Origin of the sequence: Streptomyces sp. ActVer, from assembly GCF_027270795.1 — a bacterium.
GTDB classification, from domain to species: domain Bacteria; phylum Actinomycetota; class Actinomycetes; order Streptomycetales; family Streptomycetaceae; genus Streptomyces; species Streptomyces umbrinus_A.
On record NZ_JAPWHT010000275.1, the window covers coordinates 1 to 13,754 of the forward strand.

Annotated in this window: 9 protein-coding genes; 2 read left to right on the forward strand and 7 right to left on the reverse strand. The window is 72.7% G+C overall.

What is annotated here, in order from left to right; all coding sequences use genetic code 11:
• The 3 genes from O3Q52_RS34300 to O3Q52_RS34310 form a co-directional block, all read right to left on the reverse strand.
• The coding region (locus O3Q52_RS34300; RefSeq protein ID WP_269652551.1) for an AfsR/SARP family transcriptional regulator at nucleotides 1-1,202 on the reverse strand (1,202 nt) is incomplete at its 3' end.
• A 373-nt stretch (nucleotides 1,203-1,575) separates the two neighbouring features.
• The gene (locus tag O3Q52_RS34305) at nucleotides 1,576-2,466 is read right to left on the reverse strand and encodes a glycosyltransferase family 2 protein (protein ID WP_269652552.1); all 891 of its coding nucleotides are present in this window, start codon (nucleotides 2,464-2,466) and stop codon (nucleotides 1,576-1,578) included.
• Between the two features lie 77 nt (nucleotides 2,467-2,543).
• Nucleotides 2,544-2,999 (reverse strand): DUF3052 domain-containing protein, encoded by a 456-nt coding sequence (locus tag O3Q52_RS34310; RefSeq protein WP_269652544.1) that lies wholly within the window; start codon nucleotides 2,997-2,999, stop codon nucleotides 2,544-2,546.
• 110 nt (nucleotides 3,000-3,109) lie between these two features.
• On the opposite strand from O3Q52_RS34310, the gene O3Q52_RS34315 reads away from it, so the two are divergent.
• Both O3Q52_RS34315 and O3Q52_RS34320 read left to right on the forward strand, forming a co-directional pair.
• The gene (locus O3Q52_RS34315; RefSeq protein WP_269652545.1) at nucleotides 3,110-4,057 is read left to right on the forward strand and encodes a M56 family metallopeptidase; all 948 of its coding nucleotides are present in this window, start codon (nucleotides 3,110-3,112) and stop codon (nucleotides 4,055-4,057) included.
• A 224-nt stretch (nucleotides 4,058-4,281) separates the two neighbouring features.
• Nucleotides 4,282-7,071: a S9 family peptidase gene (locus O3Q52_RS34320; RefSeq protein WP_269652546.1), complete on the forward strand. Its 2,790-nt coding sequence runs from the start codon at nucleotides 4,282-4,284 to the stop codon at nucleotides 7,069-7,071.
• A gap of 101 nt (nucleotides 7,072-7,172) precedes the next feature.
• Here the strand turns inward: O3Q52_RS34320 and O3Q52_RS34325 are convergent, their stop codons facing one another.
• The 4 genes from O3Q52_RS34325 to O3Q52_RS34340 form a co-directional block, all read right to left on the reverse strand.
• Nucleotides 7,173-9,035 (reverse strand): amino acid adenylation domain-containing protein, encoded by a 1,863-nt coding sequence (locus tag O3Q52_RS34325; RefSeq protein WP_269652547.1) that lies wholly within the window; start codon nucleotides 9,033-9,035, stop codon nucleotides 7,173-7,175.
• 33 nt (nucleotides 9,036-9,068) lie between these two features.
• A complete protein-coding gene (locus O3Q52_RS34330) occupies nucleotides 9,069-9,851 on the reverse strand; it encodes a thioesterase II family protein (protein ID WP_269652548.1) in 783 nt (260 codons plus the stop codon).
• 186 nt (nucleotides 9,852-10,037) lie between these two features.
• On the reverse strand, nucleotides 10,038-11,342 hold the full coding sequence (locus tag O3Q52_RS34335; RefSeq protein ID WP_269652549.1) for a M18 family aminopeptidase: 1,305 nt from the start codon (nucleotides 11,340-11,342) through the stop codon (nucleotides 10,038-10,040).
• A partial coding sequence (locus O3Q52_RS34340) for a condensation domain-containing protein (RefSeq protein WP_269652550.1) occupies nucleotides 11,339-13,754 on the reverse strand: 2,416 nt, incomplete at its 5' end. The genes O3Q52_RS34340 and O3Q52_RS34335, both read right to left, overlap by 4 nt.

Genomic DNA, 13,754 nt, shown 5'->3' on the forward strand with positions numbered 1-13,754 from the left:
GGGACGAGGGCAGGGACGGGGGCCTTCGGAGGGGCGGAGGTGCCGGGGGTTCCAGGAGTGCCGGGGGTGGCTGGAGTCGCCGGGGCGGACGTGGTGTCCGGGGCAGCCGGGGCGGCTTCCGCGGAGGACGAGTGGTCGGCTCCGCTCGGATCAGTACGGGTGGACGCCGACTTGGCGGGCAGCAGGGCGGAAACGCCGTCGCCTCCGGTGGACTGCCGCCCGGCGGGGGCCGCCGTCCCGGCGGGAGCCGCTGCCTTGGCGGGAGCCGCTGTCCCGGCGGCACCGATCTCATCACGGGCGGACGCATCCGGGCCCGATCCAGATCCAGATCCCGGTCCCGGTCCCGGTCCCGACGCTGCAGCTGGCGCCGGCCCCGAGCCCGAGCCAGATCTCGGACCCGGTCCCGACCCTGCCGCTGAAGCCGGCCCCGAATCCTCGTCCCGCAGAATCTCCAAATGGGCCTCCCGGACCGCGAGGCCCGGTTCCACGCCGAGTTCGCGGACGAGGGTGCGGCGCAGGTCTCGGTGGACGGCGAGGGCCTCGGCGCGGCGGCCCGTCCGGTGGAGGACCTTCATGAGCTGACGGTGGAAGGCCTCGCGGAGGGGGAACTCCGCGACCAGCGCGGCCAGTTCGGGTGCGAGACCGGAGAGCCGTACGTCCCCGTCGGACACCCCGCGGCCCAGCTCCAGTTCCGCGTCGTACCGGCACTCCAGGGCGAACAGCCTTGCCTCCTCCAGCCGTTGGACGAGGGAGAGTCCGCCGAGCCCGGGAGGCATGCCGGTCAGCGGGGTGCCGCGCCAGAGCCCGAGCGCCGCAACGGCCTCGGCCACGGCCCGGTCCCAGTCCCGCCGCGCGTGTGCCACCCGGGCTGCGCCGATCCGGGTCTCGAAGAGGCGTACGTCCAACTCACCCTCGGAGACACGCAGTTGGTAGCCGGGCGGCACCGACCGCAGCCGGTCCGGGTCGTCCAGGAGGCGCCGCAGACGGGTCACGTGGTTCTGCAGCGACGCGTGCGCGGAGGCGGGCGCTGTCCCGCCCCACAGCGCGTCCTTGAGCACGTCGACGGAGACGACCCGGCCCGGTTCCAGCAGCAAAGCGGTGAGCAGCACCCGCCCCTTCGCGCTGCTGACCGGCCGTGGCACACCGTCCGCGTCGTACACGACGGTCGGCCCGAGGAGCCCGAAACGCAGCACGGATCGCAGCCCGGATGGCACTCCGGAACCCGGCTCGGGCGAGGACGCGGGTATCGCCCCAGGTGACGGCCCGTCCGGACGGCCGGACGATCGACCGCGGCGCGGCCCGGCGCCCCGCTCCGACCGCTGTCCGCCGCCCACCTGTCCGCCTCTTCCCATCGGCGGCCGTCAACGGCCTGAATCCGCCGCTCCCGCCACCTCCCAGGCGAAACTCTGTGCCTCGCCACACCGTTCGCCCCATGTTAGCGATCGGTTGGCGTGGCCTGATTTGATCACCGTTCGGATCCGGTCGTTCCGGTACGCGGTTGGCGTCGTAGGTCGCCGCGGCTCGGGGGAGTGTCGCCGTAGCGACCGGGTCCGGAAGCAGGTGGGCGGGACCCGATCAGACGACCGGCGGCCGCCCCAGGCGCGTGAGCCGCCACACGGTCCCCCAGCGCATCGGCCGCCGTTCCCCCGCCGAGACCCGGAGCCCCTCCACGAAGCCGCCGAACCATGCCCGCAGCCCGCCAACAGAGCGTGTCCGCAGGAGAGTCAGCGCGATCCAGACCGCCAGGTGGACGGGGATGAGCGGAAGCGGCAGGCGGCGCCGGACCAGCCAGACGCGGTTGCGGGCGGTGACGCGGTAGTAGATGGCGTGCCGCGCGGGTGAGGTCTTGGGGTGCTGGAGCAGCAGTTCGGGCTCGTAGCGGATGGTCCACCCGGCGTCGGCGGCACGCCACGCCAGGTCGGTCTCCTCGTGCGCGAAGAAGAACTCGGCCGGCCAGTCCCCGGTCTGCGCGAGCATCTCCATGGAGAGGGCGTGTCCGCCGCCGAGGAAGCCGGTGACCTCCCCGCCCCGCATCGGGTCCTTCGCGCCGAGCCGGGGCACGTGCCGCCGCTGGGTCTCGCCGTGCTCGTCGGCGATACGGAATCCGACGATGCCGAGGCGCGGATCGGCGGCGTACAGGTCCCGTACGCGCCGCAGGACGTCCGGGTCGACGAGGAGCCCGTCGTCGTCCAGGTCGACGACGACGTCCACGTCCCCGAACTCCCGCAGCCGGCGCAGTGCGACGTTCCGGCCGCCCGGGCACCCGAGGTTCTCGTCGACCTCGATCGCGGTGACCTCGCCGGGCAGCCCCAGCCGGTCGGCGAACTCGGGGAGCGGGCAGCCGTTCCCGACGATCACGATCCGGGTGGGCGCGACGTCCTGCTTGGCCACCGACGCGAGCAGCGCGTCGACCTCCTGGGGCCGTGTGCCCATCGTCACCACGGCCACCGCGATCCGCGGCTCCATCGGCACGGCACCCACCCCCATCACTCGACCTCGTTCGACAACAAGGGGCGATGCTAGCCGTTCACGGTAAGGACTCTTCAAATACGCCGATTCTCCTTGCGGCGTACGAACTTCAGCCCCGACCAGTCGTCCCCGAGCGCGGCGACCTTCACATCCACGACGCCCAGCGGCAGGAACAGCTCCCGCAGCCCGTTCTCGGTGATGTCGCTGACGTGGCCGGCGGCCTTCCGCGGCCAGGCGATCCAGAGCATCGCGGAGTCGGCGAGCGCCTCGACGAGCCCGGGCCCCTCGGCGGCCAGCACGGCCGCCTCGCAGTAGAAGGCCACGGTGACGTCCGCCCCCTTCGGTCCTCCTTCGGCGACCTCGCAGCCCTCGGGCAGCCCGGGGATCACCCACCCCTCCCCCGGCGTGTGCAGCAACCGCACCCGCTGCCCGGCCTTGACCCCGATCTTCTTGGCCAGCGGCGTACCGGAGTACCCGCCGCCCGCCCCGCGCCCGGCACTCGCCCCGCTCACCGCGCCACCACCGTCCATGCGCTCATGCGTCCATGGTTACTCGCGGTTCGCAGTCGTGCCGCTCATTGCCGTCCTGGCCCCGGTGGCAGGTAGCGTGTCCACGGCCGCTTCCCGAAGGAGCCCGCGACATGACCGTATCGATCTCCCTGCTCCTGATGGCGGTCGTCGCCCTGGCGGCGGCGGTCGCGGCGCCCCGTGTCCTGACCCGTGCGGTCTGGCCCGACCGGGAGCCCGTGCTCGCGCTGTGGGTGTGGCAGTGCCTGGTCGCGACCGTGCTGCTCTGCTGCCTGACCTCGCTCGTGCTGAGCGCCTCGGCGGTCTTCCACACCGTCCGTGTCCATGTCTTCGCGCCCGCGCCGCCCAGGGTCACCGCGGCGTACGACCTGGCCGCCGCCCCGCCCTGGACCACCGCCCTGACGCTGCTGCTGGCCGGCGGTGCCGCCTGGACCACGGCCATGCTGGCGCGGGAGGTGGCGGAGGCCCGCAGGCGCGGGCGGCTGCGCCGCGAGCACCTGCGCGAACGCGCCCCCGAGCTGCCGGGCGGGCTCAGCGACTCGCGCGGCCCGCTCCTCGTGCTGGAGGACGAGTACCCGGACGCCTGGTGGATGCCGGGCAGCCCGCCCCAGCTCGTTGTCACCACGGGCGCCCTGCAGCGGCTCACCGACCACCAGCTGGACGCCATCCAGGCCCATGAGCTGGGTCACGCCCGGGCCCGCCACGACTGGCTCCTGCACCTCTCCCAGGCCCTGGCCTCCGGTTTCCCGGGCATCCCGCTCTTCACCCACTTCCGCGACCAGACCCACCGCCTGGTCGAGCTCTCCGCCGACGACACGGCCTCCCGTCGCTGCGGCCACCTCACCACCGCCCTCGCGCTGATCGAGCTGAACCAGCACCGGGGCGTCCTGTCCTGCGCCACTCCCCGCCCCCTGCTCCACCAGCGGGTGGAGCGCCTCCTGGACCCGCCGCCCCGCCTGCCGCGGACCCACCGCCGCGGTACGACGACGGCCGCGGCCCTGGCCCCGCTCATCCCGCTGCTCATCGCCTTCGGCCCGGCCCTGGCGACGCTCGGCTCCTAGGGCCTGGCCCGGATCTTCCCTCCTCCGGCCCCGCATCGCGCGCACCGGGCCAACTCCGCTTCTCCAGGCTCCACTTGAGGCGCCCGCCTGCCTCGACCGGACGTCGACTCCGAGCAACCCCGTGGCCCCGATTCTCATCTTCTTCTCAGGGACGAGAGAGATGCCCGGGACACCTGGGGCAACCGAGATGCCCGGGCGCAGGAGCCAACAGGAGGAGAAGGACGTTGATCCATGCCCGGCGCACATTGGTCGCCGCTGCGGCGTTGTTGGCGGTGGTGGTGGGGTCGCAAGGAGTCGCGCAGGCCCGCCCGGCCGCCGAACCCGCACCGCCCGCGGCCTCGGCCGACCCCGACGGCAGACTCCCGGCGGGCTGGCAGATCACCGAGACGAGATCCGGTCAGCACCTGACCTGGCGTTCGACCACACCCGTGCCCATGGGAGACGCCGCCGTCGAGTTCTACTCCGGCGACCGGTTCCTGGGCCGGCCCCTCGCCGCCAGGGACGGGCACACGTTCAAACTGGCCCTCCAGGGCGTGGAGCTCGGACCGGCGAAGGACCTCCAGGTACGGGCCGCCGGTCGCCGCCTCGACGAGGCCGGCATCGAGGCGGACTCACGGCGGCGTTCCTCCAAGGCGCCGGTGAAGCCGTCGGCCCTGCCGCCGGCCAACCCCGTGGACCCCGGCGTCCCCGGCCCGTACCGCACCGTCAGCGGCGAGTACGAGCTGAAGTCCGTGAAGCTGCCCGACTTCCCCGAACCGGTGGAGATGCGCGCGGCCGTGGTCGCCCCGGCCGGGGCCCAGGGCAAGCGCCCGCTGGCCCTCTTCCTGCACGGCCGCCACCCCACCTGCTACACCGGGGGCCCGGGCGGCGAGTTCGTCGGCGACTGGCCCTGCCCCACCGGTTCGAAGGCGATACCGAGCTACCGCGGCTATCTGCACGACCAGAAACTGCTGGCGTCCCAGGGCTATGTGACGGTGTCCATCTCCGCCAACGGCGTCAACGGCCAGGACTTCGCGGCGGAGGACGGCGGCGCGCAGGCCCGCTCGTCCCTCGTACGCCAGCACCTCGCCCGCTGGGCGAACTGGTCGGGCACCGGACGGACCTCGGCACCGGAGATCGTACGGAAGGCGGCGCGGGCCGACCTGTCGCGCGTACTCCTGGTCGGTCACTCGCGGGGCGGCGAGGGCGTGAACCGGGCCGCGATGGACAGCCTCTCCAGGCCTCCCGCCGACCGGGACGGCTACCGGGGTCCGGTGCGCTGGAAGATCAGGGGGACCGTCCTGATCGGCCCCACGATCTTCGGGCAGAACCCCGCTCCCGAGGTGCCGTCGATGACGATCCTGCCCGGCTGCGACGGCGATGTGTCCGATCTGCAGGGTGAGATCTACGTGGACGGGACCCGCGGTGTCAGCCGTGGTGCCGCCCTGCACAGCGCGGTCTACATGGTCGGCGCCAACCACAACTACTTCAACACCGAGTGGACGCCGGGCCAGGCCCAGGCGCCCGCCAACGACGACTTCTGGAACGACGAGGGGTCGCCGGACGCGGTGTGCACACCGGGCACCGCGACACGCCTGACCGCCAAGAAGCAGCAGGCCGCCGGCTCCACCTACATAGCCGCCGCGGCCCGGGTGTTCGTCGCGGGCGACGACCGGGTCCGGCCCCTGCTGGACGGCTCCGGCGTACGCGCGAAGTCCGCGGGTTCCGCCCGCGTCCTCACCCACGCCGTCGGCGCCCGTCGCGCCGGCGCGTTCCTTCCGGACCCCTCGGTGAAGGTGGACGGCGGCCGGCTGTGCGAGCAGGTCGACCCCGACCCGGCGACGAGCTGCCTCAACCCCGACGAGCCCGGCGCGTCACCGCACTTCGCCGGCTGGGAGACGGACCGCGAACCGGGCCGCAACGCCGTGGCGCTCGGCTGGTCGACGCCGGGTTCCGCGGTACGGGTGGAGCCCGAACGACCGGTCTCGGTGACCGGAGCCAAGTCGCTGGCCCTGCGGGTCGTCGTGCCCCCGAACACCACCGGCACCCGCATGGACGTGTCCCTCACCGACACCGCGGGCCGACGGGCCACGCTCGGCGACATCCGCCTCGACGGACTGCCGGGCACCGAGCGGACGACCTCGTACTGGGGCCAGGAGGTACGCGTACCGCTGACCGCCGCGACCGCGGCCGGGCTGGACCTCAAGCAGGTGAAGTCCCTGGAACTGACCCCCCGCAGCGGATCCGGAAAGGCGTGGCTGATCGACGCCTGGGGCTGGCGCCCCGGCATGGCGGACGTACGGCCGGTCTCGCCGCCCCGCGTCGACATCGGCCGGCTGACCGCCGACGAGGGCGACTCCGGAGTCAAGACCTACCAGGTGCCGGTACGGCTCTCCGGGCGGGGCAGTGGACAGATCCGGCTCTTCGTCGCGGACCCCGAGACCCGTGAGACCACGTCCCGGGTGGTGACCGTGCGCCCCGGCTCCGAGAGCATCGACGTGCCGGTCGACGTGCCCGGCAACACCCGCTACAGCTACGGCACGGCGTACAACGTGTTCGCGAAGGCCGTCCACGACACGGTGGTCGGCAACCACCTCGGCGGCGTGACCGTGAAGGACGACGACCCGATGCCCACGTTCAGTGTGACGCCGGTTCCGAGCCGGGTCACCGAGGGCCAGAGCCTGACCTGGCGGATCACCCAGTCCGCGGTCGCCGACACGGAGATCTGGATCGACTCCGCGTTCGCTCCGGTCGGCGGCGCCGAACTGTCCACCACCGACGTCGACCCGGCCTGGCTCGACGAGACCACCGGCGAGTCACCGAACCCCTCCCGGCCGCTGTCCGGGCTGGCAGGGCTCTATCTGCCCCTCGCCATCCCCCAGGGCGAGCTGACCACCGACGTGACCATTCCCGTCGTCGCGGACGGCGTGACCGAGCCGGAGGAGTCGCTGCGGATCCAGCTGTCCCTCTGGACGGCGGAGGGCGAACAGGTCGAGGGGCCGGTGCTCGACGGCACGGTGACGGACGCGCCGTAGTAGGGCGTTACGGAACCAGACGCGGGGGCCCGGGAGTTCCGGGCCCCCGTTTCGCGTTCCCGGGGCTCCCGGCAACTCCCGGAACTCGCCGGCCTCCCGGTTCAGTCCGTGGGCCCGTGCGCCATGATGCGGCGCAGTTCCTCGCTGAAGTCGGCCGCTGTCGGCTCCAGCAGCAGCGCCGCCAGGGGGATGTCCGCCCGCAGCCGTTCCCGGAGGGTCTCGACGACGCGCAGCACCTTGAAGGAATCGCCGCCCAGGTCGAAGAAGTCGTCGTCCCGGCCGACGGTGGAGACCTGGAGGACCTCGCACCACACCTCGGACACGACGCTCTCCACATCCATATCCACGCCGACGGGGGCATGTTGTACGGGCCGCGCGGGCGCGGATTCGGCCGACCGTTTCGCCGCCCAGGTCTCCAGGAGACGCCGGTCCAGCTTGCCGTTCGCCGACAGCGGCAGTTCGTCCACCACCTCGATGGCCGACGGCACCATGTACGGCGGGAGCCAGGTCCGCAGGGCCTCGCGTACGGACGACGGCAGGCTGCCCGGTTCCGTGCCGTTGTCGGGCACCACGAACGCGGCAAGGCGCTTCTCGGGACCCGAGCCGTGTGCGACGACCGCCGCCTGCCTGACCCCCGTACAGCGCTTGGCGGTCTCCTCGATCTCGCCGGGCTCGATGCGGATGCCCCGGATCTTCACCTGCCGGTCGGCCCGGCCCAGGAACTCCAGCGCGCCGTCGGGCCGCGCCCTGACCAGGTCGCCGGATCGGTAGAGGCGGCCGTCCGGGCTCACCGCGGGGGCGTCGAGAAAGCGCTCGGCGGTGAGTTCGGGCCGGTTCAGATAGCCGAGGGCGACGCCGGCGCCGCCGATGTGGAGCTCGCCGGGTTCCCCTTCGGCGACCGGGACGCCGTTCTCGTCGAGGATCCACAGTTCGGTGTCCTGGATGGCGGGACCGATGAGCACGGTGTCCAGGTCGGGATCGCGCGGCAGCACCCAGGCCGTGCAGTAGATCGTGCACTCACTGGGCCCGTAGATATTGGTGAGCGACGCGGTGGAACGCGAGTGGAAGCGCCTGACCAGGTCGGGACCGAGCACTTCGCCGCCGGTGAGCACCTGCCGCAGCCCGTCGTACCGCTCGGCGGGATCGCGGGTCAGCAGGAAGAGTTCGAGCTGGGACACGCCGAAGTAGACCGTCGTGATCCCCTGGTCGCGTATCAGCTCCGCGAGATGGTCCGCGTCGCGATGGCGCCCCGGGGCCGCGATGACGACGGTGGCGCCGGCGAGCAACGGCCAGTACAGCTCTCCGAGGTGCATGTCGAACGTGCACACCGTGTGGTGCATCATCCGGTCGCGCTCGTCCATGCGGTGCGTGGTCTGCAGGGCCGTGATCCGTGAGACGAGAGCGCGGTGGCTGATCAGCGAGGCCTTGGGGCGGCCGGTGGATCCCGAGGTGTGGATGACGGCGACGGGATCGTCCGCCGACGCGTCCGAGGCGTCCCGTACGGGTTCGGGCGTCGGCGGGTACGTGGCGCACTCCTCGTCCGTCAGGACGGCCAGGTCCGACATGCCCGGCACATCCGAGAAGCGGTCGCGCAGCGCGGAGTTGGTGAGTACGGCCCGGGGCGCGCAGTCCTGGACGGACCGCAGGATCCGTTGCGGCGGGTCGTCCACGCCGAGTGCCGCGTGGGCTGCGCCCGCGAACATGGCGCCCAGCACGGCCACCACGAACTCGACGGAGCGATCGTGGTGGATCACGACGCGGTCACCGGCCCGTACGCCGTGCGCGCGAAGGGCCGCGGCGGTCCGCAGGACCCGTTCCCTCAACTCGCCCACGGTGAGGACGGTGTCGCCGGAGACGATCGCGGGGAGTCCGGGATCGCGCTCCCACCGTTCGAGCAGGAGTGCGTCGAGCCGGTGGTCCGCGTCGGTCGACGGGCGGTCGGCGGAGGCCTGGACGGTCGTCATGGAAGTCAACCTCGGTCGGTCCGGGTGCGGGAGCTAGGACTGTTCTGCCGCGAACTGGTCGAGATTGCCGACGACGGCGTCCACCACCAGGGCGGGGCTCTCCGTCAGCAGCATGTGGCCACCCGGCAGCCAGACACTGCGGGTGTTCTCGCTGAACAGGGCCCAGTCGGCGGTCCGTTCCTCGGGGCACAGCGGGTCCTCGTCCCCGAACACGGTGAGGAGCGGACATCTCAGAAGGGGGTCGGGGCCCGACGAGTAGTCCTCGACGGCCCGGATGTCCGCCACGATCGTCGGCAGCACCAGCTTGAGCATCTGCTCGTTGGCGGCGAGTCTCTCCGGGACTCCGCCGAACCCGTCGAGGATCGCCAGTACGTCGTCGGTGTCGTCCGTGTCGCGCAGCAACCGGCGCTCGGGGTCGGGCTTCTCGGTCACCGCCCACTGCGAGACGGCCACCATGCCGGCGACGCGGACGCCGTCGTCCCGCTGCAGTGCGCGTACGGCTTCCAGGCCGACGATCGCGCCGAAGCAGACCCCGACGACGAGCAAGGGGGCGGTGCCGGGCAGCGCACGGGCCGTGGCCACGACGTCGTCGACCAGACCGGGCAGCTCCGGAACGCTCTCCCGGATACGCGTCTCCCTGCCGGGCATCCGGGCCGTGGCCACCAGCCAGTCGGCCGGGGCGTGCTCCGCGAAGCCCTGGCCGCTCGCCGCCCCGGCGCCGGCGTGCGGGACGATCAGCACGCGTATCGAGGCGTCCTGCGGGTCGGCGCCCTTGAGCGCGAAGGTCTTTGCCGACAACGTTCTGTCACTCTCCATGGTTGGTGTCCGGTGCCTGGTGCCTGGTGCCTGGTGCTTGTTGTCCGGTGCCTGGTGCTTGTTGTCCGGTGCCTGGTGCCTGGTGTTTGTTGACCGGTGTCGGATGTCCGGCTTGCTGTCTGGCGCCTGATGTCCGCCGCCTGACGTCCGCAGGCAGCTTGCGGCCCCGTGCGGACGGACCCGTTCTCAGCTCGTCGTGACGAACTCGGCGAGCGCCTGCGCCAGATGGCCGGGGTCCCTGGCCCCGACGAGTTCCCGTGCGGAGTGCATGGACAGGCCGGGCACGCCCACGTCGACCGTCGTCACGCCCAGGCGGGCCGCGGTGATCGGCCCGATCGAAGTACCGCAGGGCATGGCGTTGTTGGACACGAACCGCTGCAACGGCACCCCGGCCCGCTCGCACGCTGCGGCGAACGCGGCGAGGCCGGTGCCGTCGGTGGCGTACCGCTGGTTGACGTTGACCTTCACCACGGGTCCGCCGTTGGGCAGCGGGTGGTTGTCCGGGTCGTGCCGCTCGCTGTAGTTGGGGTGGACCGCGTGGGACATGTCGGCCGAGACGCAGAGCGCGCCCGCGAGGGCCCTCGACCAGTCCTCGCCGCTGCCGCCGCGGGCGGCCACCGAGCGGTTCAGGACGCGCTCCAGGAGCGGGCTCTGGGCGCCGGTCTCGGAGCCGCTGCCGACCTCTTCGTGGTCGAAGGCGGCGAGCACCGGAACCCGGAACGACTCGGCGCCCGCGCCCTTCGACCAGGCCTCGGTCGCCGCCGTCAGCGCGGTGACCCCCGCGTGCACGGACACCAGGTTGTCCAGGCGCGACGACACCAGGAACTCACGCTCCGCGCCCAGGTGTCCGGGTGCCTGGATGTCGTGCAGCATCAGGTCCCAGCCGAGGATCTCCGTGGGTTCCAGATCGGCCTCGTACGCGATCCGGCGCAGCAGCGCGCCCTGTTCCGGTCTGCCGAGGGACCAGATCGGCTGTGTCTGGCGCTGGCGGTCCAGGGCCATGGACTCGTTGACCGAGCGGTCGAGATGGATGGCCAACTGCGGTACGCGGAACAGCGGTTCGTCGACCTTGACGAGGGTGGAGGTGCCGTCGCGCAGCGTGAGACGCCCCGAGATTCCCAGGTCGCGGTCGAGCCAGGTGTTGAGCGGGACGCCTCCGTAGATCTCCACGGCGACCTGCCGCCACCCCGCGGAACCCGTGTCGGGCCTCGGCTTGACCCGCAGGTTGGGCGAGTCGGTGTGCGCGCCGACGATCCGGAAGGGGGTGTGGGCGGGCGCGTCCTCGGGGACGTACCAGGCGATGAGCGCACCGCCGCGGGCGACGAAGCAGCCGCCGCTGCGCCCCGTCCACTCCTCGGTCTCGCTCAACTCCGTGAAGCCCGCCTTCTCCAGGCGTCGCGCGGCCTGGGACACGGCGTGGTAGGGCGAGGAGCTGCCCTGGAGGAAGGCGAGCAGGTCCTCGGTGTGGCTGGGGTCGGTGGCCAGGGTCATTCGGCGTCCGCCTTCCGGGGCGTTGTGTGCGGGTCGAGCAGTGCGGCGACCGGACGGTCGGGCTGCGCGCACAAGTCTCCGATCATCGAGACGTACTCGGCGAGCAGGTCTTCGGCCGATTCCCGATCCCAGAGATCGGCCGAATACTCGAGGAAGGTCCGGTAGCCGAGGCCCGGATCACGACGCGGCGAGAGACCGAAGACGAGTTCGGCCCGGGCGACCGGCGGGGCCACGTCCTCCACTTCGACGTCGAGGCCGGGGATCTCGATGTCGGAGTCGGCGTAGTTCTGGAAGGCGAGGCCGTTCGGCACCCGGTCGGGGACCTCGGTCGCCCCCGCGTCGCGCATCGCCTGGAGGATGCGGGCCGTGGGCAGCACGTTCGCCATGATGCCGAGGGCGCCCGCGCCGGTACGGGTGACCAGTTCGGCGACGGTCTCGGCCGGGTCGATCCGCACCCGGACCAGGACGGCCGTGGAGACCACCGACACGAGCGACTCGCAGCCCAGGTCCTCGCGGTTGGCGTACGGGACGCTGAGCAGTACGTCCCGCTCCCCGGAGAGCCGGGCGAGGTGGACGCCGAGTGCGGCGGCCGCCACCGCGAACGGCGTGACGTGCCGGTCGGCCGCGAACTTCTCCATCGCCGCCCGGAGTTCACCGGAGGCGGCTCCGCGTGCCGTGCCGCCGTCGCCGCTCAGCCGCTCGGGCCTGGGGCGGTCGGTCGGAGTGTCGAGCCGGCACGGCACCCCCTCCAGATAGTCGGCGCAGTGTGCGGCCCGCCGGTCCTCGGCCGCCGGGTCCTTCGACTCCAGCTGACGGCGGGCGTAGTGCGTGGCCTGGACCGGGGGCGCGTCGAGTGCGTGCGCGGTCCCGGCCGCCGCGGCCGTGTAGAGCTCGGCCAGCTCCGCCAGGAGCACGGAGTGGGCCCAGCCGTCGGCACAGATGTGGTGCATGACGAACATCAGCACCCACTCGTCGCGCTCGACCCGCAGCAGCCTCAGCCGGGGCAGCGTCGGACGGGTGAGGTCGACGGGCGACGCGGCCATCGCACTGCACACCTTGTCGACACGGGCGGCACGCTTCCCGGGTTCGAGCCGGGTGAGGTCGTCGATCCGCAACCGCAGCGGCGGCGCGGCGACCACCTCCTGCCACCAGACTCCTTCGCCGGACCCGGACCCGTCACCGTCCCCGGCCTCCCGCACGAAGCGGGTACGCAACGAGTGGTGGCGCTCGATCAGTTCGGCGAGGGCCGAGCGCAGGGCGTCCGGGTCCAGGGCGCCCCGGAAGCGGATCCTGGTCGGCACGTTCCAGACCTGCGCCTGGGGAACGGCGTAGTGGCCTGCGATCATCCGGTTCTGCTGGTCGCTCGCGGGGGCGCGGTCGACCGGCTCGGGGTTGTCGGAGGGGGTGGGGGCCGGGGTGGAGGTGGGGGCCGGCTCCTGAAGGCCGGCCCCACCGAGTTGACGTGCCATCGCGCCCAGGGTCGCGTCCGCGAAGAAGTCCGCGAGGCCGACGTCCACGTGCAGCGCGTCGCGTACGCGGTTGACGAGCCTGATCGCCGCGATCGAGTTGCCGCTGAGATCGAAGAAGTTGGCGTCGTCCGCCACGTCGTCGACGTCGAGGACCGACTTCCAGACGGTACGGAGTGTCTCCAGGACGGAGGGGGCCGACGGGACCGAACCCGGGGCCGGGGCGGGCGGGGCCGGCCGCGTCACGTCCACGGGCTCCGGCGGCGGCACGGCGGTGTCCCGCACCAGAACGGCACCGCCCGACACCATGGCGCCCAGGATCCGGTCGAGGTCGCCCAGGCAGTCCCGTACCGTCGCCGCGTCGAAGAGATCGGCGTCGTAGCGGATGCGCAGCCGCAGCCCCGGACCCGTGCGGACGGCCATCAACCCCATCTCCAGCGGGGCCGATTCGGAGCCGCCGTCGACCGCTTCGGCGTACAGCCCGGGCAGCCGGATCCCGGCCAGCGGAGCGGTGTCCAGGTCCGCCGAGACGGTGATCAGCGGGCGCGGGTTGCCGGGGTCGGGGTTGACGGCGGCGAGGAGCGCGTCCAGGTCGACGTGTTGATGGGCGTCCGCCGCGAACAGCGCGTCCCGGGTGGCCCGTACGGCGTCGGTCAGCGGTGTCGACTCCGTGAGCGTGGCCCGCAGTGGAAGGAGCGCGACGTGGAATCCCACCGTGCCGGCGGTCTCCGGAGTGCGCCGCCCGAAGGTCGAGCCCACGACGAACTCGTCCTGGCCCGACCGCTCGCGCAGCACGAGCTGCCAGGCGGTGAGGAGCGTGGCGAAGAGCGTGACGCCCTGTCGGCCGCTCCACTCCTGCACTTCCGCCGTACGGACACCGTCGAGACGGATCTCGGCGGCGGCCCCGCTGCCCGCCACCCGCCGGCCGCGCGGGCGCCGGGTGGGC